This window comes from Paenibacillus plantarum, from assembly GCF_013141695.1.
In the GTDB taxonomy this organism is placed as follows: Bacteria; Bacillota; Bacilli; order Paenibacillales; family NBRC-103111; genus Paenibacillus_E; species Paenibacillus_E plantarum.
The window spans coordinates 61135-87575 of sequence record NZ_WHNY01000059.1 but is presented as its reverse complement, the minus strand read 5'-3'; the positions used below and the strand labels follow the sequence as shown (position 1 = coordinate 87575).

Annotated in this window: 19 protein-coding genes; 18 read left to right on the top strand and 1 reads right to left on the bottom strand. The window is 44.4% G+C overall.

Translation table 11 applies throughout. From position 1 onward, the window contains the following. Window positions 1–25: 25 nt before the first annotated feature. The 6 genes from mltG to GC096_RS17955 all read left to right on the top strand — a co-directional run bounded on the left by mltG (window position 26) and on the right by GC096_RS17955 (window position 8935). Window positions 26–1123, top strand: coding sequence for an endolytic transglycosylase MltG (gene mltG / locus GC096_RS17980; RefSeq protein WP_171632145.1), 1098 nt, complete (start codon window positions 26–28; stop codon window positions 1121–1123). A gap of 23 nt (window positions 1124–1146) precedes the next feature. Beyond that, complete coding sequence (locus GC096_RS17975; protein WP_312886296.1) at window positions 1147–2073, top strand: peptidase U32 family protein; 927 nt, start codon at window positions 1147–1149, stop codon at window positions 2071–2073. Between the two features lie 25 nt (window positions 2074–2098). After that, a complete protein-coding gene (locus GC096_RS17970) occupies window positions 2099–3382 on the top strand; it encodes a peptidase U32 family protein (protein ID WP_171632065.1) in 1284 nt (427 codons plus the stop codon). A gap of 182 nt (window positions 3383–3564) precedes the next feature. Next, window positions 3565–5739 (top strand): methyl-accepting chemotaxis protein, encoded by a 2175-nt coding sequence (locus tag GC096_RS17965; RefSeq protein WP_246302818.1) that lies wholly within the window; start codon window positions 3565–3567, stop codon window positions 5737–5739. Between the two features lie 479 nt (window positions 5740–6218). Beyond that, window positions 6219–8039 (top strand): peptidoglycan D,D-transpeptidase FtsI family protein, encoded by a 1821-nt coding sequence (locus tag GC096_RS17960; protein ID WP_171632064.1) that lies wholly within the window; start codon window positions 6219–6221, stop codon window positions 8037–8039. Window positions 8040–8113: 74 nt separating this feature from the next. After that, the gene (locus tag GC096_RS17955) at window positions 8114–8935 is read left to right on the top strand and encodes a lipoate--protein ligase family protein (RefSeq protein WP_246302817.1); all 822 of its coding nucleotides are present in this window, start codon (window positions 8114–8116) and stop codon (window positions 8933–8935) included. Here GC096_RS17955 and GC096_RS17950 read toward each other — a convergent pair. Further along, window positions 8927–9658: an alpha/beta hydrolase gene (locus GC096_RS17950; protein ID WP_171632061.1), complete on the bottom strand. Its 732-nt coding sequence runs from the start codon at window positions 9656–9658 to the stop codon at window positions 8927–8929. The genes GC096_RS17955 and GC096_RS17950 overlap by 9 nt on opposite strands. A gap of 218 nt (window positions 9659–9876) precedes the next feature. Between GC096_RS17950 and pdhA the strand changes: the two genes are divergently transcribed. From pdhA to GC096_RS17890, 12 genes are all read left to right on the top strand, one after another. After that, window positions 9877–10959, top strand: coding sequence for a pyruvate dehydrogenase (acetyl-transferring) E1 component subunit alpha (gene pdhA, locus GC096_RS17945; protein WP_068665588.1), 1083 nt, complete (start codon window positions 9877–9879; stop codon window positions 10957–10959). 47 nt (window positions 10960–11006) lie between these two features. Further along, complete coding sequence (locus tag GC096_RS17940; protein ID WP_057311951.1) at window positions 11007–11987, top strand: alpha-ketoacid dehydrogenase subunit beta; 981 nt, start codon at window positions 11007–11009, stop codon at window positions 11985–11987. A gap of 34 nt (window positions 11988–12021) precedes the next feature. After that, the gene (locus GC096_RS17935) at window positions 12022–13359 is read left to right on the top strand and encodes a dihydrolipoamide acetyltransferase family protein (RefSeq protein WP_171632060.1); all 1338 of its coding nucleotides are present in this window, start codon (window positions 12022–12024) and stop codon (window positions 13357–13359) included. Window positions 13360–13363: 4 nt separating this feature from the next. Further along, window positions 13364–14779 carry a dihydrolipoyl dehydrogenase gene (lpdA, locus tag GC096_RS17930; protein WP_171632058.1) on the top strand — a complete coding sequence of 472 codons (1416 nt, stop codon included), beginning with the start codon at window positions 13364–13366 and terminating at the stop codon, window positions 14777–14779. A 188-nt stretch (window positions 14780–14967) separates the two neighbouring features. Continuing rightward, window positions 14968–16782, top strand: a complete 1815-nt coding sequence (locus tag GC096_RS17925) for a sensor histidine kinase (protein WP_171632056.1) — start codon at window positions 14968–14970, stop codon at window positions 16780–16782. Further along, a complete protein-coding gene (locus tag GC096_RS17920) occupies window positions 16775–18376 on the top strand; it encodes a response regulator transcription factor (RefSeq protein ID WP_171632055.1) in 1602 nt (533 codons plus the stop codon). Before GC096_RS17925 ends, GC096_RS17920 begins: the two co-directional genes overlap by 8 nt. Window positions 18377–18533: 157 nt before the next feature. Next, entirely contained in the window at window positions 18534–19595 is a 1062-nt protein-coding gene (locus tag GC096_RS17915) for an ABC transporter substrate-binding protein (protein ID WP_171632053.1), read from the top strand. Window positions 19596–19668: 73 nt separating this feature from the next. Further along, entirely contained in the window at window positions 19669–20769 is a 1101-nt protein-coding gene (locus tag GC096_RS17910) for an ABC transporter ATP-binding protein (RefSeq protein ID WP_171632052.1), read from the top strand. Next, a complete protein-coding gene (locus tag GC096_RS17905) occupies window positions 20756–22423 on the top strand; it encodes an ABC transporter permease (protein ID WP_312886295.1) in 1668 nt (555 codons plus the stop codon). Before GC096_RS17910 ends, GC096_RS17905 begins: the two co-directional genes overlap by 14 nt. A 100-nt stretch (window positions 22424–22523) precedes the next feature. Next, window positions 22524–23750, top strand: a complete 1227-nt coding sequence (locus GC096_RS17900) for an extracellular solute-binding protein (RefSeq protein WP_171632048.1) — start codon at window positions 22524–22526, stop codon at window positions 23748–23750. A gap of 57 nt (window positions 23751–23807) precedes the next feature. Then, window positions 23808–24665, top strand: a complete 858-nt coding sequence (locus GC096_RS17895) for a protein phosphatase 2C domain-containing protein (protein WP_171632047.1) — start codon at window positions 23808–23810, stop codon at window positions 24663–24665. 41 nt (window positions 24666–24706) lie between these two features. Further along, window positions 24707–26407 carry a methyl-accepting chemotaxis protein gene (locus GC096_RS17890; RefSeq protein WP_171632045.1) on the top strand — a complete coding sequence of 567 codons (1701 nt, stop codon included), beginning with the start codon at window positions 24707–24709 and terminating at the stop codon, window positions 26405–26407. The last annotated feature ends 34 nt before the right edge of the window (window positions 26408–26441 follow it).

Sequence of the window (26441 nt, the reverse complement as noted above, 5' to 3'; positions counted from 1 at the left end):
TAGGAGGAATCGAAGCGTTGTGAATATGGATGATGAGCTAGAAGAATTGCAGAAGCCTAAGCGTAAAGTGTTGAAATGGGTATTGCTTAGCTTTAGTATTGTAGTATTGCTTGTTCTCGGCACAGCAGGCGGCATTGGATTGTTTATTGCGAGTGCGCTGCAGCCAGTTGATGCTTCTGATCAAGAGGTCCGTGTATCTATTCCGCAAGGCTCCAGCTCGATCAAGATCGCAGATGAATTAGAGGCAAAAGGACTCATTAAGAATTCTTCCATTTTCACCTACTATTTAAAATTTAAAAAACAGGGCTCCAAATTTCAAGCTGGAGAATATGCGATGAAGCCAGGCATGACATTTGAAGCGATGATTGATAAGCTCAACAAGGGAGATGTCGTAAAGGAAGAAATGATTCGCATCACGATTCCTGAGGGCTATACAATTGAGCAGATCGCCGCGAAAGTGAGCGAGCAGAGCACTTGGAAGAAAGAAACGTTTCTGGGGCTTGTCGATGATCCTACGGGCTTTAAAACGGAATCGACGCTTTCTATTCCAGACACTAAAAATATCAGACATCGACTAGAGGGATATATATTCCCTGAAACGTACGAGTTTAAGAAAGGCTCTACCGAAAAAGAGTTTGTCGAACGTTCTTTAGATCAACTAGATAAGCAGCTTTCGACGCTTCCAACTGACTGGAAGGACAAGTTGAAGGCGCGTAATCTCACCGTGCACCAAATGTTGACGATTGCTTCGTTGATCGAGCGGGAGGTTGTTGTTGATACGGAACGTGCGCTCGTTTCTGGGGTCATCGTGAACCGCTTGAAAATGAACATGCCGCTTCAGATCGATGCGACGGTACAGTATTTATTTGATAAGTCGAAGGAACGTCTATTGGAAAAGGATCTTCAAATCGAGAGTCCGTATAATACGTATTTGAATACAGGCTTGCCTCCAGGTCCGATCGCGAGTCCTAGTCTAGCCTCGATTAAGGCAGCAATCTATCCAGAGGAAACGAAATATGTTTTCTATGTGACGAAGAAGGATGGAACCATGGGTCATTTGTTTGCAGAAACCTTTGAAGAGCATAAGAAGAATATTGCCAATAGTAAGAAGGCTACGAATTAAGTTGACAGAAGGTAGGTAAGCACGTGAATAAACCAGAATTAGTCATCAGCTGTGGTTCAATCGCTGAGTTGAAACAAATGATCCTTGCAGGTGCAGATGCCGTTATTATAGGGGAAGATCGATATGGACTTCGACTGCCAGGCGAAGTGAAGCTGAACGAGATCGGGGAAGCCGTTGCATGGGCTCACGAACGGAACGCGAAAGTGTATGTCGCGGTTAACAATATTATGGACAATCAAACACTCGAAGGTTTAAAAGCGTACTTAGCCGCCCTTCAGACTAATGGTGTTGACGCCATTATTTTCGGAGATCCAGCTGTCCTCATGACGGTTCGTCAATTGCCTGAGTCGCTGCCGCTTCATTGGAATGCGGAAATGACTTCAACGAATTATGCAACCGCGAATTATTGGGGGAAGCAAGGCGCAGTTCGCGTTGTACTCGCGAGAGAGTTGAATATGGAGCAGGTGCTTGATTTTAAAGCGAAGTCAGAGATTCCTGTTGAAGTTCAAGTGCATGGGATTACGAACATTTATCACTCCAAGCGCGAGCTGGTCAAAAATTATATGGCACATCAAGGAACAACGCCGGAAGCGGACCGTTCGAAAGGACGAGGACTATTCCTCATTGAACACGAACGACGCGACCAACGTTATCCTGTTTACGAGGATTGCAATGGCACGCACATTATGAGTTCTGAAGACTTTTGTATGCTGGAAAATTTGCCAGAACTTATCGACGGAAATGTGGATAGTTTGAAAATTGAAGGCTTGCTTAAATCATCGCAGTACAATGAAACGGTCGTGAGAAGCTATCGTGCTGCGATTGATGCTTATCTTGCGAATCCCGAAGGCTTTGAGTTTCAGCAAGAGTGGCTGGATGCGATTGTGGAACTACAGGATCCTGAACGTGAGCTAAGTTTCGGATTTTTCTATAAAGAACAGGTATATTGATCGAAGAAAGAAGGTGCACTCCTAGATGACGACAGCCGTAGAAGCACGAGCCAGGGGTAAGCGTGTAAGACTTAATAAGCCAGAGCTTCTAGCTCCAGCAGGTAATTTGGAAAAGCTCAAATTTGCGATTCATTATGGCGCAGATGCTGTATATATCGGTGGACAAAAGTATGGTTTGCGTTCGAACGCCGACAATTTCTCCAAAGAGGAAATGCGTGAAGGCGTCGAATTTGCTAAGCAATATGGTGCCAAAGTTTTCGTAGCAACGAATATCTACGCACATAATGAGGATATTGAAGGCTTAGATGAGTACTTACGAGGGCTGCAAGAGGTTGGTATTTCAGCTATCATCGCGGCAGATCCCATCATCATGGAAACGTGTCGACGGGTTGCTCCAGAGCTCGAAGTTCACGTTAGTACGCAGCAGTCGGTGATGAACTGGCAAACGGTCCAATTCTGGAAAGATCAAGGGATCGAACGCGTCGTATTGGCGCGTGAGGTTAGCATGCAGGAAATCGATGAAATCAAGGCGCATGTGGATGTTGAAATTGAAGCTTTTATTCATGGTGCTATGTGTAGTTCGTATTCAGGGCGCTGTGTGTTGTCGAATCACTTTACGGATCGTGATTCGAACCGCGGCGGCTGCTCGCAATCGTGCCGTTGGAAATATGATCTATTCACGAAGGATCAGCCGCTTGATGCACCGTTGGCAACGGATTTCCCTATGTTTGCAGAGGATGATGATGCATTCACCATGGGCTCCAAGGATTTAAGCATGATTGATCATATCGCGGATATGATTGAATCGGGTGTGGATAGCTTTAAGATCGAAGGCAGAATGAAGAGCATTCACTATGTGGCAACTGTCGTGAATGCCTATCGTCAGGCGATCGACGCTTATTTCGAAGATCCTGAGCATTTCAAGCTCAATCCTGTGTGGCAGGACGAAATTCATAAAGCGGCGAATCGACCGTTGAACGATGGATTCTTCTATGAAGCGCCAGGTCATGAGGATCACATTTTTGAACCAGAAGATAAAGTCGTTGGCTTCGATTTCGTTGGATTGGTTATGGGGTATAACGAAGAAACAGGTGTTGCTCTTGTTCAGCAAAGGAATCATTTCAAGCCTGGCCAAGAAATTGAGTTTTTCGGCCCGGAAGGGACGCATTTTAAACAAACAGTTGGCGTTATTCAAGATGAGGCGGGTCAAGAATTAACTGCAGCTAGACATCCCTTACAACTAGTTCAGATAAAAGTAGAGTTTCCTGTAAAAAAATGGGATATGATGCGGAAGAAAACAGGCAAATAGTACCATGGAAGCTTTCTCCAGTGTGAGTTATATTGGAGGAGGCTTTTTTTATTCTTTTATATCGTTTTATAGAGGATATTGGAAATGAATGTCGAAATTCATGTATAACAATGTATGTAAACCTTTTCATTTGAGTAAGTATTCAAAAGAAGGTTAATTAGAAACTAATGGTGGTGAACGAAATGACAAAAAGACTCCAAGGTATGCGCTCCATTTTAAACAAAGTAGTTCAAGCAACTGGTCAAGTTCGAAGGGGTCGAAATGACACGGCAGGTGGTGGATCAGCTTCACCGAATGGTACATACGCATTCAAAGGACCGAGCAACATTAGGCTCGAAAATCCTGTAAAATCAGTTGGTATGAAGTTATTTCTGATGTTTTTTATTAGTATTTTGTTTTTCGTTCTCGTAGTAGGGATGATTTCGTATTCCGTCTCCAAAAGTGTTATTAAGGATAAGGTGTCCCAATCCAGTTTACAAACCGTGACACAAGCAGGTCAGAAATTAGATTTCCTGTATCAGACCTTTGATGATGTATCGTTACAAATTATGCTGAATAAAGAATTGCAGGATTTACTTGATAAGGTTCCTAAAATGGAGGCATCCTCCTATGAAGCACTAGATGTTACACGTCAATTAACAGAGAAATTAAACGTAATTACCTTCTCCAACAAATCAATTAAAACGCTTCATTTGTATCGTCCAGATGGTAAGTTGATTGTGATTACTGGAGCTGGCGGCTCTCCGGCAACTGAAAATTTAGCTTCGACAGAGTGGTTTAAAGCAACTATAGAAAACGCAGGTAAAGTAACTTGGTTAGATAGTCAAGCCAAAGGATATTCTAGCAGCTCCTCGAATACGTTTGCGATCAGCCGTCTGATGCGTAATACGTTAACGAACTCGTCAACAGCTGTTCTAGTTATAGAGCTGAGCACAGACATCTTGACGAAAGAGCTAAGCGGTATGTCTTTAGGAGATGACAGTAATGTCATCATTACGAATCAGAAAAATATGAATATCGCATTAAAAGATATGAGTCAAATTGGCAAAGAATCTTCTATCCAACTAACGAAGGAACAGTTTGAAGAAGAACATGGTTCCTTTATCACGAAAGATGATCATTTAGTAGCTTTCTACAAATCAGCTGTATCGGGCTGGAACTTAGTTGGTGATATTCCGGTCAGTGCGCTCGTGAAAGACGCGAAGAAAATTTTCAACTACACGCTTCTGATCGCATTATTTGCAGCGATTGCAGCGGTCATTATCGGTATCATCGTAGCTAGAATGATTGGTAGTCCACTTATTAATCTGCGTAACCTGATGCAGCAAGGTGCCAAAGGTAAGCTGACAGTTCGCGCCAATTACAAGTCTCAGGATGAGATTGGGCAGCTAGGTGCAAGCTTTGACGTCATGATGCAGCAGATCACGACATTGGTACAGCAAACGAGTACGTCTGCACAAGCTGTATTCGAAACGGCGCAAGAATTAACGAACTCTTCTAAAGTTACGGCAACAGCGGCAAGAGAGATTGCTGTGGCGACGGATGAGATTTCCAATGGCGCAGGCGGTTTGGCGACGGAGTCTGAGAAAGGCAACGAGCTGACGCACCATATCGGCATTCAAATGAAGCAAGTTATTGAAGCCAATCTTGAGATGGGAACTGCAGCGGCGGATGTACAAACGTCCAGTGAGCTTGGAACGAAGTACATGTCAGAGTTGATTGCCAAAACGAATCTGACGGAAGAAATGATCCGCTCCATGGTTGATAAAGTGGATAAACTGAAAGAAAGTACACGTTCGATCCGTAAAATTTTGGATCTTTTGAATAACATTTCGAAGCAAACGAATATCTTGTCTTTGAATGCCACAATTGAAGCAGCACGTGCAGGTACAGCGGGCAAAGGCTTCATGGTCGTTGCGGATGAAATTCGTAAGCTTGCTGATCAGTCCAAACAATCCATCGATGTTGTTGGGCAAATTACGGAAACGATTCAAGGTGAGATTGATGAAACGGTTAAAGTTCTTTCAACAGCAACGCCAATCTTCCAAGAGCAGATTATGGCTGTTAAAGAAGCAGATACGATTTTCAAACAAGTAACGAATCATATGGGTGACTTTATTGTTCAGTTGAGTACCGTTAGTGATTCCATTTCGACACTCGAACAATCACAAGTGGTGCTGTCGGATGCCATGACGAATGTCAGTGCAGTTGCTGAGGAATCGTTGGCGACTTCCGAGGAAGTTGCTTCCCTAAGCTCCGAACAGCTGAGCATTAGTGATGGTTTGGTGAAATTGTCAGACAAGCTGGATCAACTGTCCCAATCATTGACCGATACATTATCCAAATTCGAAGTATAATAGCGAAGACGAGTCCACTCTCCCTTAGGAGGGTGGATTTTTTTATTTAAGCGTGTGAAGATGAGTGGTGGCTCCTGTGCTCCTGGTGAATAGATGGATTTTATGTGGTTAAATTTTGGGATTTTCCGATCAAAAGAAGAATAGATGGAAAATATGCTGTTAATTTTGACCATTTTACTCGATCTGAACGAAAGAGGTTATTTTACCTACATATTTTACAGTTAAATAGAGATTTCGAGGGAATTTCGTGGGAATAGCTGTACATTTTCCAGTTAAATATGTTTAGTACTCGCTTTCTTGATCAGGCAAAAACTATGCATGTGACAATTGTTCGATTGGATTCGATGGGATGCACCTTCAACTCTCTTTGATCGAAGTTTTTCTCGTTATCGTTATACAGATCTGGTTTGATGTGATGCTAGAATGCCGATACTGGAAGCAATAAGGTCATTATGAACCGTATAAAAGGGGATCGTACCATGAGTGAGAATCAATTATCATCGATGGAGAAGAGACGTATGTTTTTGATGCTCTTTTTGATTCTGCTTTTATTTCTAGGTATATTCGGTAAGCTGTTCTGGATCCAAATCGCCGCAACGGAAAGCTATTCATCACGAGGAATCAATTTGGTGAAAAATTCCGTGATTCAAAGGCAACGTGCACTTGTCTTAGAGAGTGGAAGGGGCGAGATACTGGATCGCAATCTGCAGCCATTAACAGGCCAAATTGTGAAAGCATTAGTTGCTTTCCCGATCAATAGCGAGTTTGCGATGAATGGGCAGGAAGTGAGCCAACTAGCACGTATTTTGAAGACGAATAAAGAGAGTTGGTTATCTTTTGCTCATAATTTGAAAGAGCCGCAAGTATGGGGGACGCAAGATGGGGGGAAGGCACTCTCGTTGAGTTCCCAGCAAGTGAAGGAGATAGATGGATTAGGCTTAGCGAATATTAAGGTAGTTGAAATGGAAGACCGCTATCCTACGGGCATGACAGCGCGTCAGCTAGTTGGCTTTATCGGTCAAAATCCAGATCGCGTGATGCAGATCTACGGCTCGGATTTGGAAAAAGGGCGAGTGGCTCTAACTTCGAAGATTGGGGGAGCAGGCCTTGAGAAGTCATTTGACGCATGGCTTCGCGGTGTGGGTGAAACCTCCATATCCTATTTCACGGATGCGGGAAAGAGGCCTCTAGCGGGATTGGACGCACGGATGATCGCACCGGATAACTCTTTCTACCCTGTGAAGCTAATTACGACCTTAGACAGCCGTGTGCAGCAGCAAATCGAAGCGCTAATGGATAAGCTGAATATTCGCGAGGGAGCGGCAGTTGTGCAAGAAGCAGCACATGGCGATGTCATCGCCATGGCAAGCAGGCCGAACTACAACCCTTTACAGGTAGATCTAGCCAGTAATAATTGGAGCAATTATGCAATCAAGGCGACGGCACCTGGTTCGATTTTCAAAACAATTGTAGCCGCGGCAGCGTTGGATGAGAAAGTTGTGACGCCTACGGAAACGTTTGATTGTGAAGGCGCGCTCGGGAAGTACGGCTTTACTTGCTGGCGGAAAGATGGTCATGGACCTTTAACCTTAGAAGAGGGATATGCGCAATCGTGTAATATCGTGTTCGCGAATGTCATGCGGCGTCTGACAGCCACTCAACTAGAGAAATATGCCAATAAGCTAGGTGTACTAAATGAGGTAGGCTGGACAGGGAAAACAGATACGAGAGATGCTTTTGAACAATTTGATTCCGAAGAGAAAGGGCAACTATTTGCTGCACATACCCCAGAGAACGATGAGGGGGTTCTCATGCAAACGGCGATTGGTCAAAGGGATGTCAGAATGACGCCACTACAGGCTTCCAATATGGTAGTGACATTGTTGAATGATGGGAAGGGCTTTACCCCTAGAGTTGTGCAACAAATTCAGTATCAAACGGGGCGTGAGATGGAGGCGTTTCCTGTTAAAAGCCTAACTTCTGATGCTGGCAAAATTTCAGCTGCAACGAGTCGTACCTTGCTGAGTTGGATGAGAGAGGTTGTTACAGAAGGGACAGGTCAAGGCCTGCAAGGTGCGAAATGGAAGCTGGCAGGTAAGTCTGGGACAGCGCAGATTCAAAATGGTAACCAAGAGAAAGTGAATCAATGGTTCATTGGCTATGGACCTGTAGAAACTCCTCGTTATGCCGTATCCGTCGTGATCAAAAATACGGACCCAACTGAAAGTAATAAGGCAATTCCTTTATTTAAGGGGATCATGGATATTTTGGCGAGCCAAGGGTTGTCAAACAGCAAATAACAGGTATGATGGAGGTTAAGCCTATTTGGCTACCCACGCTGATGACACATACTAAACTCAGGAGACTTAACCTTATGGCGACCCAACTGCCTTCAACCTTACGTTTGCTAGATCGTTCAAATGATACCGAATCCCAACCAATTTTATATGCGTTTGCTTTAGAAGAGCTCTTATGCCGTGCAATTGGGCAAGGAACACCTCCCATCTTACATATTTGGCGGCACCCGCGTGCGTTCGTCATGGGATTAAGAGATAGCAGATTGCCAAGCGCAGCGACTGCAGATGCGTGGCTGCGAAGCCAGGGGTATGATACCGCTGTACGTAATTCTGGCGGAGCAGCTGTACCCTTAGATAAGGGAGTCGTTAATATTTCTTTGCTGCTCCCGAAAGAAGCGGGAGATATGGAGCATCGCAAAGATTTCGATCTGATGGTCGGGGTGATTCGAGAAGTGATGGCTTCCATTACGGATCAAATTGACCAAGGGGAAATTATCGGTTCATTTTGCCCAGGGGAATTCGATCTGAGCATTGGAGGGCGTAAATTTTGTGGTATTGCACAACGCAGGCAGCAACTTGCTATTTCAGTACAAGCTTTTCTAATCGTTGAAGGCCGCGGCGAGGAAAAGGCAGCATTAGCTCGTGGATTTTATGAGAGGGCTGCCGTAGCAGCAACCAAACACGATTATCCGATTGTTGCGCAGGAAAGCATGTCGAGCTTAGCGGAGTGTTTGCACTTGCCTTTAACTGCGGAGTTGTTCGTTGAGCAATTACGACAAGTAATGAACAAGCGGGGCATTCAGCTTGCTCAAGCTGAGGAAATCGCCGGCTATCCCGACGATTCTCAGATTCAAGAAATGATTACATTGATGAAGGATCGTTATGCCATTTCATCCTAAAAAATAATGAAGCGTCGCTGGCAGTTCAATTTGCCAAAAACCCCATATATGTTTGCCAGGTTTCTCTGTATAGTGAAGCGTGGCATTTTTGTCTTGCAAAAACGTATGAGTCAGTCTATTTTCCCGAACGAAATCGAAAGTGCCGCGCTCTGTTGTAACGTCAGTTTCATCTGTGCCGATTAACATATAAATCTCAAGCCAAGATAAGTCATCTTCTTGTTTGATTCTTTCACGCGTTATGTCGAAAAATGCGCCTGACAAGGATATAACTCGGCAAAAAAGGCTAGGATAATCTAAGGCGAGATGCAAGGAAACTGTTCCACCAAGTGAATCTCCTGCAAGAATGCGTTCTGATCGCTCCGTACGGACGGGATAACGACTTTCTACATAAGGGAGAAGCTCCTCTGCGAAGAATTGACAGTAGGCATCATGACGCTCTCCTTCAGGTGCATATTCGGATGTTCGATTAGCATTATTCACATCGACTCCGACTACAATGGCCGGCTCTAGATTCTCATCTAGGATTAATCGAGTAAGGGTTGTAGCAATTCTGCCGAAATTAAAGAACTGTTCACCATCTTGGCAGTAAATAGCGGGATAAGAGAGCAGTTCGTTATAACCAGGGGGGAGATAGATCCGCAGGGGACGATTTTCTCCGAGCAGGCTCGAGGTTACTTCATCTTTTACAATAGTACGCTTATACAAACGGGAGTCATCAAGCATCGTGGATCTCCTTCTCAATTGGGGTAGGTGTATTATAGCAGTTGTTGTTTCCTTATAAACTGTATTATATATTTTGTTAAACTGTACTATTCACTAACAGTAAAAAAGGTGAGATACCCCGCCACTACTGGTGTACAATTCACCAAAACAGGATTATAATAATACTATAACAGAAGTTCAGATAGTAGGCACCAAAATCATATAAGAGGTGAAATGGTATGAGTAAGCCACTTGTCAGCCAAGCAAATTATGAAGTGACCACAGAAAAGGTTGAGCCATTGCAGGTTCTTGCTCCAGATGGCACAGTCGTAAATCCCGACAAAATGCCGAAGCTTAGCGATGAACAATTAAAAGAATTAATGAGAAGAATGGTATTTACACGCGTATGGGATGAAAGAGCAGTCAATCTAGGTCGTCAAGGCCGTCTTGGTTTCTATGCACCGGTTTCTGGTCAAGAAGCATCCATGATTGGTAGTGAATTTGCCCTAAATAAAGACGATTTCATTTGCCCAGGTTACCGCGATATGCCGCAATTGGTATGGCACGGTCTTCCACTTTATCAAGCATTCTTGTATTCCCGCGGTCATCAACATGGCGGACAAATTCCGCAAGATGTTCACGTACTAATGCCGCAAATTATTATCGGCGCACAAATTCTTCACGCAACAGGCGTAGCGATGGCTTTCAAAAAGCGCAACCAACCGCGTGTAGCAATCACATACACAGGTGACGGCGGAAGCTCCGAAGGCGATTTCTACGAAGGTATGAACTTTGCAGGCGCATTTAAATTGCCTGTCATTTACTTTGTACAAAACAATGGTTACGCGATTACAACACCTTATTCGAAACAAACAGGAGCACTTTCTGTTGCACATAAATCCGTTGCTGCGGGTATCAAAGGCGTGCAAGTAGACGGCATGGACGTTCTAGCTGTTGTTCAAGCTGTTACTGAAGCTGCTGAAAGAGGACGCAGAGGCGAAGGCGCTACGTTGATCGAAGCATTGACATACCGTTTCCGTCCACATTCCTTGGCTGATGATACGACGAAATACCGTACCAAAGACGAAGAGTCCGATTGGGAGCCAAGAGATCCGCTTACACGTATGCGTTTGTTCTTGACGAAAAAAGGTCTCTGGAGCGAAGAAGAAGAAGCGAAAGTGAAGGAAGAAGCGAAAGCTACTGTTGCTGAGCACATCAAAAAAGCGGAAGAAACAGAGAAAATGACAGTCGCTGGTTTGATCGACTCCATGTTCGAAGTTACGCCTTCACATTTGGAAGAACAAAAAGAATTGTATAAATAGAGTAAACGTTCGAAACAAGTTTTAACTTTAGGAGGCACAGAGTAGTCATGGCACAAATGACAATGATTCAAGCGATAAAAGACGCGATGCGCGTAGAATTAGAAAGAGATCCTAATGTTATTTTGTTCGGTGAAGACGTTGGTAACGTTGGTGGCGTGTTCCGTGCAACAGAAGGCTTACAAAAAGAATTCGGCGAAGAGCGCGTATTCGATACGCCTCTTGCTGAGTCCGCAATAGGCGGACTTGCGGTTGGTTTAGGCGTACAGGGCTTCCGCCCAATCGCTGAAATCCAATTCGTAGGTTTCATCTATGAAGCACTTGATCAAATTTGCGTGCAAGCAGCTCGTATGCGTTACCGTTCCGGCGGTCGTTATAACTCCCCTATCGTATTCCGTACGCCATTTGGCGGCGGGGTTAAAGCGGCTGAGCTTCATACGGACGCACTTGAAGGTCTACTTGTTCAAACACCAGGGATCAAAGTTGTTGTTCCTTCCAATCCTTACGATGCAAAAGGTCTACTAATTGCAGCTATTCGCGATAATGACCCTGTTTTCTTCATGGAGCATTTGAACTTATACCGTGCTTTCCGCGGCGAAGTACCAGAAGGCGAATATACAGTCGAGCTTGGTAAAGCGAATGTTGTTAAAGAAGGTTCTGACGTTACAATCATTACTTACGGCGCTATGGTTCACACTTCCATGAAGGCCGCTGAAGAAATCGAAAAAACAGAAGGCGTGAAAGTCGAAGTTATCGACCTTCGTACACTTCTTCCATTGGATATTGATACCATTGTTACGTCCATTAAGAAAACAAATCGTGCGATTATCGTTCAAGAAGCGCAAAAAACATCTGGAGTAGCTGCAGAGGTTATTGCTCAAATTAATGAAAAAGCGATTCTACATCTGGAAGCGCCAGTTCTACGTATTTCACCACCAGATACGGTGTATCCATTTGCACAGATCGAAGATGCTTGGTTGCCAAGTCCAGCAAGCGTTATTGCTGGAATTAAGAAAGTACTTGAATTTTAATTCACCCAGTCGAAGGTAACAGGAGGTCGTACACGTGGCATTGTTTGAATACAAGTTCCCAGAGCTTGGTGAAGGCATACATGAAGGCGAGATCGTGAAAATGTTAGTTAAAGCGGGTGATACCGTAACTGACGAAACGATTCTTATGGAAGTACAGAATGATAAAGCAGTCGTTGAAGTTCCTTGTCCGGTTGAAGGCAAGATCGTCAGCGTTGCAGTCAAAGATGGACAAGTCTGCACAATCGGTGAGCTTGTGATGACGATTGAAGTAACGGGCGAGATGCCTGCGGCTTCGATGCATCAAGGATCCAGCCACGCGGCACCAGCCGTGGCTGTAGCAACTCCACCTGCTGCGGCGCCTGCGCCAGCAGCAGTGGCAGCACCAGCAGCAGCGCCTGCGGCAGCAGCTGTACCAGCAGCCGCGCCTACAGGTGGCGCGGGCCGCGAAGTGCTTGCGACGCCTAGCGTACGCAAGCTTGCAAGAGAGAAAGGCATCACACTCGCAGAGGTGACGCCTACAGGGAAGCACGGCCGCGTAACACGCGAGGACGTGCTTGGCTTCACAGGAGCTGGCGCAGCTGCAGCTCCGGCAGCAACAGAGGAAGCAGCTCCAGCAGCTTCTGAATCAACAACAGCACCTGCTGCTGCACAAGTGGTTGCAGTTGGCGATCGCGTCGAAGAACGGATTCCGTTCAAGGGCATCCGTAAAATCATTGCGAACGCGATGGTGAAATCCGTGTACACGGCTCCGCACGTGACATTGATGGATGAAATCGACGTGTCGGCACTAGTCGCTCTTCGTGAGCGTACGAAGCCTCTAGCTGAGAAAAAAGGCGTGAAACTGACATACCTTCCTTTCATCGTGAAAGCATTGGTAGCAGCTTGTCGTCAATTCCCGGTTATGAACGCGATGATCGACGAAGAGAAGCAAGAAATCGTCTACAAAAAGTACTACAACATCGGTATCGCAACAGATACAGACAACGGCTTGCTCGTTCCTGTTATCCATGATGCTGATCGTAAAAACGTCTGGTCGATTGCTTCTTCAATCAAAGATTTGGCTGTTCGCGGTCGCGAAGGCAAATTGTCTCCGAACGAAATGAAAGGCGGCACCATTTCCATCACGAACATTGGTTCCGTTGGCGGTATGTTCTTCACACCAGTTATCAACTTCCCTGAAGTTGCAATCCTAGGTGCAGGCCGTATCACAGAGAAACCAGTTGTGAAAAACGGACAAATCGTTGCCGCACACGTTATGGCGCTTTCCTTGAGTTTCGATCACCGTATCGTAGACGGAGCGACAGCGCAAAGCTTCTTGAACTACATCAAACAGCTTCTGGCTGATCCAGAGCTTCTCGTCTTGGAGGTGTAACATCATGGTTGTAGGAGATGCTTCTTTAGATATAGATTTGTTGGTTATCGGTGCGGGTCCTGGCGGTTACGTTGCTGCGATTCGCGCAGCACAGCTTGGACAAAGCGTTCTTATTGTTGATAAAGAGGCTTGGGGCGGGGTCTGTTTGAACCGCGGTTGTATCCCATCCAAAGCTTTGATCTCAGCAGCACATACGTACGAGCATGCTCAGCATGCTGATAGCATCGGGATCTCCGTAGAGAACGTGAAAGTGGACTTTGCGAAGGTACAAGCTTGGAAAAACAGCATCGTTGCTAAACAAACAGGCGGCGTTAGCGGCTTGCTCAAAGGAAACAAGATCCAAACGTTCCAAGGTGAAGCGATGTTTATCAATGAGCACGAAGCACGTGTGTTCAATGATGCAGAAGCACCGCGTTACCGTTTCAAAAACTGTATTATCGCAACAGGCTCCCGTCCGATTGAGTTGAAAGCTTTCCCTTACGGCGGAAGAATCATCTCTTCGACAGAAGCGTTGAACTTGCCTGAAATTCCGAAAAGCATGATCGTTATCGGTGGTGGCTATATCGGGATCGAGCTTGGTCAAACGTATGCGAAATTCGGTACGAAAGTGACTGTATTGGAAGGCTCTGATCACGTGCTTCCTGGCTTCGAGAAAGAATTAACGAAGCTGGTAGCTAAGAACTTAGAGAAAGTTGGCGTAGAGGTCCATACCGAAGCGTTAGCACAATCCTGTACGAAAACAGACAACGATGTTACGGTTACATTCACAGTTAAAGGCGAAGAGAAACAAGTCACAGCAGATTACGTTCTTGTAACTGTTGGTCGTCGTCCGAACACAGATGGCGAACTTGGTCTAGACCTGATTAACTTGAAAATGACAGACCGCGGTTTGATCGAAGTCGATAACCAAGGTAGAACGAGCATTCCTCACATTTTCGCAATTGGTGATGTTGTTCCTGGTCTTTCCTTGGCACACAAAGCTTCCTATGAGGCAAAAGTGGCGGCTGAAGCGATTGCTGGTCACGCAAGTATCGTTGATTACAAAGCAATGCCTGCTGTCGTATTCTCCGATCCGGAGATTGCTGGCGTAGGTCTAAGTGAAACCGAAGCAAAAGCGCAAGGAATCAATGTTACCATTGGTAAATTCCCTTATGCGGCTAACGGACGTGCGAACTCTTTGAACGCGGCACAAGGCTTCGTGAAGCTTGTTGGCGACAAAGAAACAGGTCAATTGCTTGGTGGACAAATCGTAGGACCAGAAGCTTCCAACTTGATCGGTGAGTTAGCACTTGCTGTTGAAATGGGCGCTAACCTGGAAGATATCGCACTTACGATTCATGCACATCCAACATTGACGGAAATGATTATGGATGCCGCTGAAGGTGCGCTTGGACATCCGATTCACCAACTTGGTAAATAATTTATTTCATACGGTTATTTCATGCCTTTAGATAAAAGTCCCGAGAGTTTGGCTATAAGCCGCTCTGCGGGACTCTTTTAATTTCTGCGGGGGTTGAAGTCCGAACTATTGTCCTGTACGATTGTCATTGAAAAGAAGACTTTGGATAAAAATAAGTATGATTACAAACACACGGAAAGAGTGAGGTTATGTCCAACATACGAGAGCGATTTCAAAATTATTTACTTGGTACAAGCCTTCAGAAAAAGCTCATTATTTTATTCCTTCCGTTGGCCATTATCCCCTTATCCATTCTTGGAACCTTTTCCTATTATAAATCGTCACAGGTCGTACAAACACAAGTGAGCAAAACGATTCTTGAAAGTTTGTCTCAAGTGAATTACAGCTTGAATTATTTCGTTAAAGATATCGAGCAATTGACCATGTACATCTATAGCAACAGAGAAATACAAGATGTACTGTCTAAGGAGCAGGGGAGACCATTAGCAGAGAAGCACCAGGATGAAAAAAGAGTCAATGATATTCTGGATACTTTTCTGGGCTTCAAAAACTGGAATATTGCCATTTACTTGCTTGGAGAGAATGGGGATCGTTATTTTACCGGCAACCTTCTTCCTAATCAATACGACGATTATAACTTGAATTGGGGATTGTTTCGTAAAATGCGGCTAGCAGGAGGCAATATCATATGGGATACGCATTACAGCATGAAAAAGACGGAGGATTTTGGTATTGTTTTAAGCAGTGGCAGGCTGCTCAAGAAGATTGAAACGAACAAACCGCTTGGTTATATGATCGTGGATATTATGGAGAATACGCTGGCTGACAAGTATAACAAGGCCCACTTGCAGCCTGGCGGACAGATGTTATTGTTGGATCGAAATGGCTATGTCATTTCGAGTACGCCGTCCAAGCATATCGTGGGTACGAAGTTAGACGAACCTTATTTAGATAAAGTATTATCAGGTAACAAAGGATTTTTCGAACCAACCAGCAAAGATTCAGCTCCTGTCATGGTCGTTTACGATACATCTGAGATTACGGGATTCAAGCTGGTTAGTATTGTCCCAGTAGCCATTTTGACAAAGGAGAGCAGCAGCATTCGTAATTTGATGTTATTTATTATGATCTTATTCGGTGTTGTGTCCTGCTGGGTTGCCTATGTGTTATCGGTAACGATTACGAATCCGCTGCGGAAGCTGAAATCGCTGATGTATCTCGTGGAAAACGGTAATATGGATGTTGCCTTTTCTTCCAAATATAGAGACGAAGTCGGGCAGCTAGGTCTCAGTTTCAATAAAATGGTACAGCGGATCAAGCAGTTGATTGATGAGGTTTATAAGAAGCAATTAATGCTGAAGGAAGCTGAAATCAAAGCCATCCATGCTCAGTTCAACCCGCATTTTCTCTATAATGCACTGGATTCGATCAATTGGATGGCACGTATTCATAAAATGACGGATATTAGTAAAACAGTTGTTTCACTTGGAGAGTTGCTGCGGTTTAGCATCCGCAAAGGGCAACCTTTCATCCAAGTTAAGGAAGATATGTATCAAATCCGCAACTTTCTTGTGATTCAACAGATGCGTTACGGGGATAAATTGGAAGTCGAGATTGATATTGATGAAGAAATCGAATCCTTATATACGCTCAAACTGTTGATTCAACCAATCGTGGAAAATGCCATCACGCATGGATTAGAGATCAAACCGGGAATAGGACATCTTTCCATTAGGGGATGGCGTGATGAGGGATTTGTAAGCTTCGAAATTCGAGACAATGGTGTAGGGATGTCATCCGAAATGGTGGAACGTATCCTTAGCGGCAAATACGTATCGGATAGTGAGCAGAGTACGGGTATTGGACTTGAAAACTTGATCAAACGGCTTCAGCTTTATTTTGGCTCGAACTATCGTTTTGAAATCGAGAGTGAGGTCATGCAAGGAACGATTATTCTTATCGAAATTCCCATTATGCGCTCAGGAGAGGATCATCGTGTATAAACTATTCATAGTGGAGGATGAGTGGCTTGTCCTACAAGGGCTCAAACTGACAATTCCTTGGGAAGAAATGCACTGCACCGTGATTGGCGAAGCAAGGGACGGACAAGCAGGTTTAGAAGGAATTATGGCTAACCCGCCAGACATCCTACTGACGGATATTCGGATGCCAGCCATGGATGGCATTCAGCTTGCTGAGAAAGTGGCGGAGCTGCTGCCACATGTGAAAATTGTATTTCTTACTGGCTTCGATGATTTTATATATGCCCAAAAGGCAGTTAAGCTGGGGGCTGCTGATTTTGTGCTCAAGCCTACCAATCCGGATGAGCTCATCCAAGTCATTGGACGCATTACATCCAAGCTCGATGAGGATCGCCGATTGCAATCACAGCAGGAACGAATGAAGGTTAAGTATGGCTGGGAGCAGCCGTTGATTGAAGAGAAGATTCTCTATGATCTTATGCTGGATTATGCGGGGACGCTTGAAAGAGAATGGTTTTTGGAGTTTGGTACTGGGATCGAAAGCACAGAAGGAGGAGTTGTTATCCCTCCATATCGCGTTTTATTGCTGCAAATGGACGGTCTTAAAGACATGGGTACGGATAGCATCCAGCTTAAGGATCAGATCAAGGAACGAATCAAAGAGCTGTCAACCCTTACTTTAGTGCGAATAAACGAGACGCGTTATGCGCTTTTGGCCAATCGTCAAGTCGAACGAGCCGATCTGGCGATCTTCATAGATAATTTAATGATGTTAGTATCTTCCTCTGCGCAAAGATGTGTTCTAACGGTCAGCCATTCGTTTACAACGATCGATTTGATTCCGATTGCCTATATCCAAGCGATGCGGGCTTTGTATCAAACTGTCTTTCTAGGTGGCGAGAAAATCATATGGTTTGAAGACATTGAACAGCAGCAAGAAACGGCGAGTGTGAATCATACCGTGTTGAAGGATTTGATCGAATTGGTCAAATGGGGAAATGCTTCATCCATCGAAGCCCAAACCCGGCTGTGGTATTCGCATCTCATACACCTCCATTCTGATGGATTGGAGGCAAGAAGAAGCTTTTTCGAATTTATCGTAACGTTAAATTCCCTCCTGCTACGAGATAACGAATTGCATAACATCGTTATCGATAGTGGGTTTCTTTTAACATCAGTGGAACGAGTGGATGATTCGCTAGATCAATGGTTGATTCGCTTAAACGATGCGTTATTTGAGTGGAACCGTCAATGTGTGGAGCAATCAGATCCTCAAAAGAAGAGCGGGTTCGAGGAGATCGAGCTGTTTATCCGAGAACATTACGCTGAGGATATTTCTCTGCAAGGTATCGCGGAGCGCTATCATATGAGTGAAAGCTACTTCAGCAGGTTGTTTAAAAAACAGGTTGGAACCAGCTTTCTTGAATACGTGACTTTGATTCGCGTACGACAAGCCAAGGAGTTGCTGACGAATCCCCGTCTTAAAATTTATGAGGTCTCCGTACAAGTCGGTTATCAGGATCCGCGATATTTCAGTCAACTATTTCGCAAGTATACGGGGGAGACTCCTACAGAGTTTCGCAAACGGCTTGGGATTGAGTCCCTTCCCCTATAGGCATAATATGAAAACTCCACTGCATGACTTGGTGGGGTTTTTATTTTGAACAAAAATTTCAACAAATACGAAAATTCGTCACATTGAGAGTGCTTACATTTGAACGTATAGTAAAACTAGAAAGATAAAGACACAAAACATATGGAGGGTTAACAAAATGAAAAAATCACTAACCAGTCTTTTATCCTTGTTGCTTGTCGGTTCTTTGATCGGATGCGGTGCCAAAGAGACCCCAGCAGCGAAACCGAATGAATCTTCAGGACAACCTGCTGCTAGTCAATCCTCACCAAAGACAGGCGGTAAGCTTACCTTGTATTCCCCGAATGCAGCTGAGCTCAATAACCCGATTATTAAGGAGTTTCAGGATCGTACAGGCATTGAGGTACAGTTGATTTCCGGTGGTACAGGTGATCTCTTGAAACGTGTACAAGCTGAGGCGACCAATCCGCTGGGCGATGTGTTTTGGGCTGGCGGTGCTGATTCTCTCGAAGCGTATAAAAAATATTTTGAACCTTATAAAACAAAAGAATACGACAATATTTCTCCGCAATATGTAGACAAAAACAATGTGTGGACACCATTTGCTGCACTGCCAATGATCATCATGTACAACAAAGAACTGGTTAAAGCAGGCGAAGAGCCTAAGGGCTGGACAGATCTGACGGATCCGAAATGGAAAGGGAAGATTGCTTATGCGGATCCTGCAAAGTCCGGTTCTTCCTATACGCAATTAATCACCATGCTGACAGCAAACGGAAAAGACCAAGGGTGGGGTTTTATTAAGAAGTTTGTAACCAACCTGGATGGTAAAGTATTGTCAGGTTCCGGCCAGGTTTATAAAGGGGTAGCTGACAAAGAATTTGCGCTTGGAGTTACTCTCGAGGAAGCCGCGTATCGTTATGTTGAAGGTGGTGCGAAAGTCGGCATTATTTATCCAACCGAAGGTACTTCAGCTGTACCTGATGGAGCTGCAATCATCAAAGGTGCTAAAAATATGGAAGATGCGAAGAAATTTATCGATTTCCTAGTAGGTAAAGACGTGCAGTCTCTCATTCAAAAGGAATTCAAACGCCGTTCCGTTCGTAAGGATGCTGAAGTGATTCAAGGTATCGCACAAGCCAAGGATATCAAGCTCGTCGACTATGATTTTGATTGGGCTTCCACCAAGAAAGACGAAAATATTAAACGTTTTGGCAAAATTGTATCTGGACAAGAATAAGATTTGTTCAAATGAGCGGTGCCTTACTTTAACGGTCTAGGCACCTTTTTCTTAGACATTGGAGGTAAATAACATGCAAAAAATCGTCTTTGACCACGTGACTAAATATTTCGGAACCGCCAAGGCGGTCAATGATGCTCATTTAACAATCCAAGAAGGGGAATTCTTCACTTTACTTGGACCAAGCGGATGCGGTAAAACAACGCTATTGCGGACAATTGCTGGTTTCTACCGTCAAGAAGAAGGCGATATTTACTTCGGCGATCGTAAGATAAATGATGTGCCGACGCATGAAAGAAACATTGGAATGGTTTTTCAAAACTATGCGATTTTTCCACATATGACCGTCTTTGAAAATGTGGCTTATGGATTAAAGGCTCGGAATGTGAATAAGAAAGAAACGGAACAGCGCGTAATGGAAGCGTTGGAGATGGTTCAGCTACAGCACTTACGAGATCGTGTTCCTTCTAATATGAGCGGTGGTCAGCAGCAGCGTATTGCTTTGGCACGGGCTATCGTTATTCGTCCAGGCTTACTATTAATGGATGAACCGTTGTCCAACCTTGACGCCAAATTACGTATCAAAATGAGATCGGACATCCGTAGGCTGCAAAAGGAACTGAACATTACTACGATTTATGTAACGCATGATCAAGAGGAAGCGTTGGCTGTTTCCGACCGCATTGCTGTAATGAGCGAAGGTATCATTCAACAAATTGCTCCTCCAGAGGACATTTATGCCTATCCGGCCAACCAATTTGTAGCAAATTTTATCGGTACATCGAACTTTATCGAGGCCGAGTGCCGCGGCACTAGCAGCGATCAAAGCGAAGCAGAGATTCAATTGCTCGGAACGTCCTTCCGGTTACCTCTCTTGAAGCCATACGAAGGGAAATCGATGTTCTCGCTGCGTCCAGAACGTATACGTCTTGAATCCGAGAACACAGGCGAGAATTTGATTCGAGGTACTGTCGAATCCGTTACTTTCCTTGGCGAAAAAGTAAGCTATTTAATCGAGCTTCCAAATGGTTTTGTGATCGACGTTCAAGAGCATGCAGTTGAACCCCATCAGCTGCGCAAGGTGAAACAGGTTGTTTATGTGAATTTGCAGCTGGACAAAGCAACGATGTTTGATGAAAGCGGCAAGGAGGCGGTCTACCGTGCAAACCGTTAAGAAAAGCCGGTGGTTCTCCTTCAAACAATGGGACTTTTGGTCCTGGGTAACGCTGTTTGTATATCTTTTTCTACTCGCTTTTATTGTATACCCGTTATTCTCCTTGTTGTTCAACAGCTTTTTTAATGACCAAGGGATGTTCTCATTAGTTAATTACGCGAACTTCATCAAGCTGAAGTATTATTACAGTGCGCTTTGGAACAGTTTAAAGTTATCCGTATTTACAACTGTGTTCTCGATCCTAATAGGAGTTCCGCTTGCGTATATTACAACTCGCTACAATGTGAAATTTAAAGGTATTATTCAAATTCTTGTTATTATGTCCCTACTTTCGCCTCCTTTTATCGGAGCGTATTCTTGGATTTTGATGTTAGGCAATAACGGCTTTTTAACACGTTTCATGCATGATATCGGGATTCCATTTACCTCCATATATGGATGGAAGGGCATTGTTTTCGTCTTTACCCTTCAGTTCTATCCACATATTTATTTATATGTTTCAGGTGCACTGAAAACAATTGACACTTCGCTCGAAGAGGCGGCAGAAAGTTTGGGACGTTCAAGCTTCCACAGGCTGCGTACCGTTACGATTCCGTTGATTTTTCCTACATTGTCAGCTGGTGCATTAATGGTGTTTATGGCATCGTTTGCGGATTTTGGTACGCCGATGCTGCTAGGCCAAGGTTTCAAAGTACTGCCAATCTTAGCTTACGAGCAGTTCATTAGTGAGATGGGTGGGAACCCCGCCATGGCTAGTACGTTAAGCGTGATCCTAATTGCTTGTTCTACGAGTATTCTATTTCTTCAACGATATTTTGTCTCCCGCAAAAATTATACGATGACAGGTATGCGTACACCGAAAGTGGAAATTCTGGGGCCGATGAAGAAATGGCTATTTACTGGTTTTGCTCTGTTGGTCGCTTGTGTATCGATTATTCCTCAGGCGACGGTCATTGTGACCTCCTTCATCAAAACGAAGGGACCCGTATTTCAAAAGGGATTTAGTTTAGATAGTTATAAAGAAATTTTATTCCGCGTACCTAAGGCGATCTTAAATACGTACACCTACTCCTTAATATCCATCGTGATCATGGTCGTGATGGGGATGCTCGTAGCCTACGTGTTGGTGCGCAGGAAATCGAAGTTGACAGCGATGCTCGATTCCTTGATCATGATACCTTATGTCATGCCGGGAACTGTTCTGGGGATCAGCATGATCATTGCTTTTAATAAGCCTCCTGTCGTACTAACAGGGACATGGGTCATTCTGGTCATCGCTTATGTGGTACGCAAGCTGCCATACACGATTCGTTCCAGTACGGCAATCTTGTATCAATTGGATCGCAGCGTAGAAGAAGCTTCAATCAGCCTTGGTGTTCCGCCGATGAAGACATTCTTCAAGACAACGGGACGCTTGATGGCACCCGGTGTATTGTCCGGAGCCATTCTGAGCTGGGTAACGACTATTAATGAGTTAAGTTCTACGATTGTTCTTTACTACGGGGCGACAGCAACCATTACGGTGACGATTTACAGCGAAGTATTTACCGCTAACTATGGCACAGGTGCGGCTCTGGCATCGATCTTGTCCCTTACCACGCTAATCTCCTTGATCATAGCTAATATGCTTAGCAAGAAGGGGCTGCAGTTGTAACGGCTTACGTGAGAAGCGTCCTTCATGAAGGCTCATGATTTCAGGAACTTGTCGTGCTACAATGAAAAAGATTGTCATGATGAGCTTACCAGGAGGAAACATGAAGCTAAACAGATGGATAATTTGGAGCATAGTGATACAACTGATCCTTATAATTGTTACTTCTTTTATGTTTAATCATAGGAAATCGAATACTACGAGCGGAGAATTTGTTAGTGGAACCGCCCTTTCCATTTGGGTTTACAGTCAAGACTTGGAAACCTCTATTAATGAGTTTCAGCAAACGTATCCTAATATCGATGTGGATGTGAGATACTTCCGCTCGAGTGATCATTTATTTACGGAGTTGATGGCGGCTATTTCCGCTAATGCGGCGCCACAGCTTGCTGAAATTAAAAGCTTTTATGGAATTGCCCAGTTAGTGGATGCCGGGGCGGTGCTTCCCGTAGATAATTTATCCCTACCAGAATGGAAGAAACTGCAGCCTACGTTTACCGAGCCCTTCCACTATTCGGACCTAGATTGGGCTGTGCCGATCGGCGGGAGCATACCGTTGCTTTATTACCGGGAGGAACTGATGAAGAACTCTCAAAACGGTTCGTTTTCGGGGTGGAGTGAAGTCGTGAATGCTGCAATAGAAACAAACTTGATTGGGAACGAAGGCGCTACCAAAGGGCATTGGGGAATTGCCATCGACAAAGAAGTGCCATGGTATTTGAAAAGCCTAAACGTAGAGGCGAGCAATGGCAATCCCGCTGAAAATACTAAGTTCGACTCTGCTATTTCGATGTGGGGAGAGTGGGTTCATAGCTTGAATATTATGAAGCCGCTCACTCATCGTCGGGCTGCAAGTGATTTCATTAATGGGAAAATCGGTTTATTCATAAGTTCTTCTGAACAGTTGCAAACGGTAGAACGATATATTGGCGGTAAGTTCAAATATAATGCCCAGCGGTTACCCGGGCAGGAAGAACAGGGAATTGTGCCAAGCATCGATGGGTTGATTGTTTTAAACTCTTCAGAAACCAAAGTGAAGGCGGCAAACAGCTTTATTTCATATATGATCCATGAGAAGACGCAAGATTCTTTATGGCGTAGTAGTGGTCTAATTCCTGCGCGGTCCGATGTCCTCATGAAACTGCAAGAAGAAGGGCAATGGAGTACGAGTCAAAAGACGATTCTTGATTCGGTACGTATGTTCTCAGTAAAGAGGCCCGCTAAGGACGACTTCGAACGCTGGGAATATACGCAATCCCTTCTGGAGCAATTGGAACAAGAGCCAAAACTTGTAAAGGAAGTACATTTTGAGGATGAATTCGGGAATTGATCTCGCACATAGAATGAAGAATGCACGCATACACGAGAAAAAGGTGGCCTAACAACTATGAATGTAGAAAAAATCTCCTTGCAGGGTAGCGGTGAATGGAATGAAGATGCACTCGTCGGCAACGAACGTTTAAATTTATTTGGGGTATTGGATGGTGCAACTTCTCTGCATCCCTTTCGGGGCCCTAACAAAGAAACGGGAGGGTACTTGGCCTCACAAGTGATCAAACAGTACCTGGAATCGCTTCAAGTGGAGGATGTTTCAGATGTTGATCTCAAGCAATTAGTGATCCAAGCCAATATCCGATTAAGAGAGAATATGGCGGAAGTCGGTATCCAAACATCGGATAAATCAGCTTTATGGACGAGTTCACTCGCTCTCATCCGAATAGAGGATAATTATATTGATTATGCGCAGGTTGGAGATTGCATGATTGTTGCCGTTTATCAGGATGGATCGTTTCGAACGATATCACGCGATCAGGTCGCGCATATTGATCTAGAATCCAAACGCATTTGGGAACAAGGTATCGAAAATGGCATTGTTAAGCGAGAAGACCTTTGGGAGCTCGTCAAACCGATCATTTTACAAAATAAATCGAAAATGAATACGATGGCCGGCTATACCGTTTTGAGCGGAGAACCACATCTGGCCGACTTCATCGAGTACGGTAGAATCAACCGTATTCAGTTGAAATCATTGCTGATTGTTAGCGATGGGCTGTTCCCGCATACAGAACTTGGCAGCGAGCCGATTGACGTCATTCACGAGCTGACTACCAGCATTACAAACAGCACATTGGCTGGCTATGCGGATTGGTTGATTAATCTTGAATTAAATGATAAGGATTGCCTGCGTTACCCACGTTTCAAGTTATCGGATGATAAGACAGGGATATGGATTCAATTTGAATAGCGTGAGCGGCCATTTTTTTATGAATAGAAGGTAGTTGATATATGAGATTATCTGTCGGGAAAAAAATTATGCTCGGGATTGCCATCATTTTTGTACTCATGCTTATTATGGCTCTATTTTCACTCAATCGAATGAATATCATGAAGGAACGGATTGATTCCATAACGGCTGTCTCATTGCCGGGCGTAGAGTTAATCAATGAGTTGAATTTCGAGGTGGAGCATGTCATGCGGTTGACAATGATGCATCTAGAAGAAACGCTCAAGACTGGTAAAGACAGACAGGAAAGCAGTATTGCTCAAGTGTACCGAAAAATAGATTTAACGATGACCGAGTATGATAAAAAGGTTGTCTTGGAAGAAGATCGCAAAAATATCGATGATTTTAAGCTTAAATGGAACGAATATAAAGACCTCAACAAACAGATTTTAGAAGCAAGTCAAAATAAGAATGGCGCTAAGGCTGGACAGTTGCTTGCAGAAGCAGAAGGGCTAAATGTGAGTGTCCAGGCCATCTTTGACAAAATGAAAATATATAATAAAGGCGAGGCCGTCCATGCAACGAAGGAAGCAATCGACGCCTTCTCTTCAGCGAAGACTGGTCTGACCTTATTGTTGATCTTTAGCTTGCTTGCAGCGGCAGCAGTCATTGTGAGTGTTCATCTGTTAGTTTCCAAAACCTTACATAAGGTTACTTCCCATATTGTCCAAGTAGCCAAAGGGGAACTAGATGTACAGCCTTTAAAAATAAGAAGCAAGGACGAGTTGGGGCAATTGGCCAAGGCAGCGAACGACATGGTTGTTCATTTGAGGGAAACTTTGCAGCAAACGGCAACAACCTCCGCTCAGGTCGCTATTTTATCCGAAGAACTTGCAGCAAGTGCTAATCAAACAGCTGCTTCTTCGAGACAAGTTGCCACAGCCGTTCAAGAAGTTGCTGGAGGGGCCGCTGATCAGCTCATCAGTACAGAAGAAGCTGCTAAGGCTATGGAAGAAATGGCTATAGGAATCGGACGAATTGCAGAAACGTCATCCGTCGTTTCGGAAAAGTCCGTTGAAACCTCGATACAGGCAGAGCAAGGAAATGAGTCTATCCGTCAAGTCGTTACTCAAATGGGATTCATTCAAGATTCATCCACCACAACGGCAGACTTTGTTGGGCGGCTGGGGAAGCGATCGGAAGAAATTGGTGCGATTGTATCGATGATCTCTGATATTGCAACCCAGACTAACTTATTGGCATTGAATGCGTCTATCGAAGCAGCAAGAGCGGGCGCAGGAGGAAGAGGGTTTGCCGTTGTTGCAAATGAAGTGAAAAAATTATCTGCACAATCCAGCTCATCCGCTAACGAAATTGCTGCGTTAATCCATGAAATTCAAAAAGAAACTAAGCACGCTGTAGAGGCGATACAATCCGTTACTCGTGAAGTTACGATAGGGATCTCTGTGGCTGAAACGACGAGTGAAAAGTTCGGCTCTATTCTCGATTCCATTCAGCATATCAACAATGAAATTCAAGAGGTTTCAGCTATTTCAGAGCAAATGGCCGCTTCATCCGAGCAAATCACAGCATCTATTGTCTCGACGGCATTCATTGCCAGAAATGCTAACGATAATACACAGGCTGTTGCCAGTGCATCAGATATGCAGTTGGTTTCGATGGAAGCCATTTCCTCATCCGCTACCCATCTGTCTGAAATGGCTGAAAATCTGCAGCATTTGATCCTCAAGTTCAAATTATAGTGTCTTAATGTCTATGAACAAGTTGAACTCATAC

Excerpts from the sequence above, each read along its gene's own strand:
- GC096_RS17910 (WP_171632052.1), top strand. The coding sequence starts at position 19,669 with ATGCAAAAAATCGTCTTTGACCACGTGACTAAATATTTCGGAACCGCC.
- GC096_RS17915 (WP_171632053.1), top strand. The coding sequence starts at position 18,534 with ATGAAAAAATCACTAACCAGTCTTTTATCCTTGTTGCTTGTCGGTTCT.
- GC096_RS17965 (WP_246302818.1), top strand. The coding sequence starts at position 3,565 with ATGACAAAAAGACTCCAAGGTATGCGCTCCATTTTAAACAAAGTAGTT.
- GC096_RS17890 (WP_171632045.1), top strand. The coding sequence starts at position 24,707 with ATGAGATTATCTGTCGGGAAAAAAATTATGCTCGGGATTGCCATCATT.
- lpdA (WP_171632058.1), top strand. The coding sequence starts at position 13,364 with ATGGTTGTAGGAGATGCTTCTTTAGATATAGATTTGTTGGTTATCGGT.
- GC096_RS17960 (WP_171632064.1), top strand. The coding sequence starts at position 6,219 with ATGAGTGAGAATCAATTATCATCGATGGAGAAGAGACGTATGTTTTTG.
- mltG (WP_171632145.1), top strand. The coding sequence starts at position 26 with ATGGATGATGAGCTAGAAGAATTGCAGAAGCCTAAGCGTAAAGTGTTG.
- GC096_RS17925 (WP_171632056.1), top strand. The coding sequence starts at position 14,968 with ATGTCCAACATACGAGAGCGATTTCAAAATTATTTACTTGGTACAAGC.
- GC096_RS17940 (WP_057311951.1), top strand. The coding sequence starts at position 11,007 with ATGGCACAAATGACAATGATTCAAGCGATAAAAGACGCGATGCGCGTA.
- GC096_RS17900 (WP_171632048.1), top strand. The coding sequence starts at position 22,524 with ATGAAGCTAAACAGATGGATAATTTGGAGCATAGTGATACAACTGATC.
- GC096_RS17970 (WP_171632065.1), top strand. The coding sequence starts at position 2,099 with ATGACGACAGCCGTAGAAGCACGAGCCAGGGGTAAGCGTGTAAGACTT.
- GC096_RS17950 (WP_171632061.1), bottom strand. The coding sequence starts at position 9,658 with ATGCTTGATGACTCCCGTTTGTATAAGCGTACTATTGTAAAAGATGAA.
- GC096_RS17895 (WP_171632047.1), top strand. The coding sequence starts at position 23,808 with ATGAATGTAGAAAAAATCTCCTTGCAGGGTAGCGGTGAATGGAATGAA.
- pdhA (WP_068665588.1), top strand. The coding sequence starts at position 9,877 with ATGAGTAAGCCACTTGTCAGCCAAGCAAATTATGAAGTGACCACAGAA.
- GC096_RS17955 (WP_246302817.1), top strand. The coding sequence starts at position 8,114 with ATGGCGACCCAACTGCCTTCAACCTTACGTTTGCTAGATCGTTCAAAT.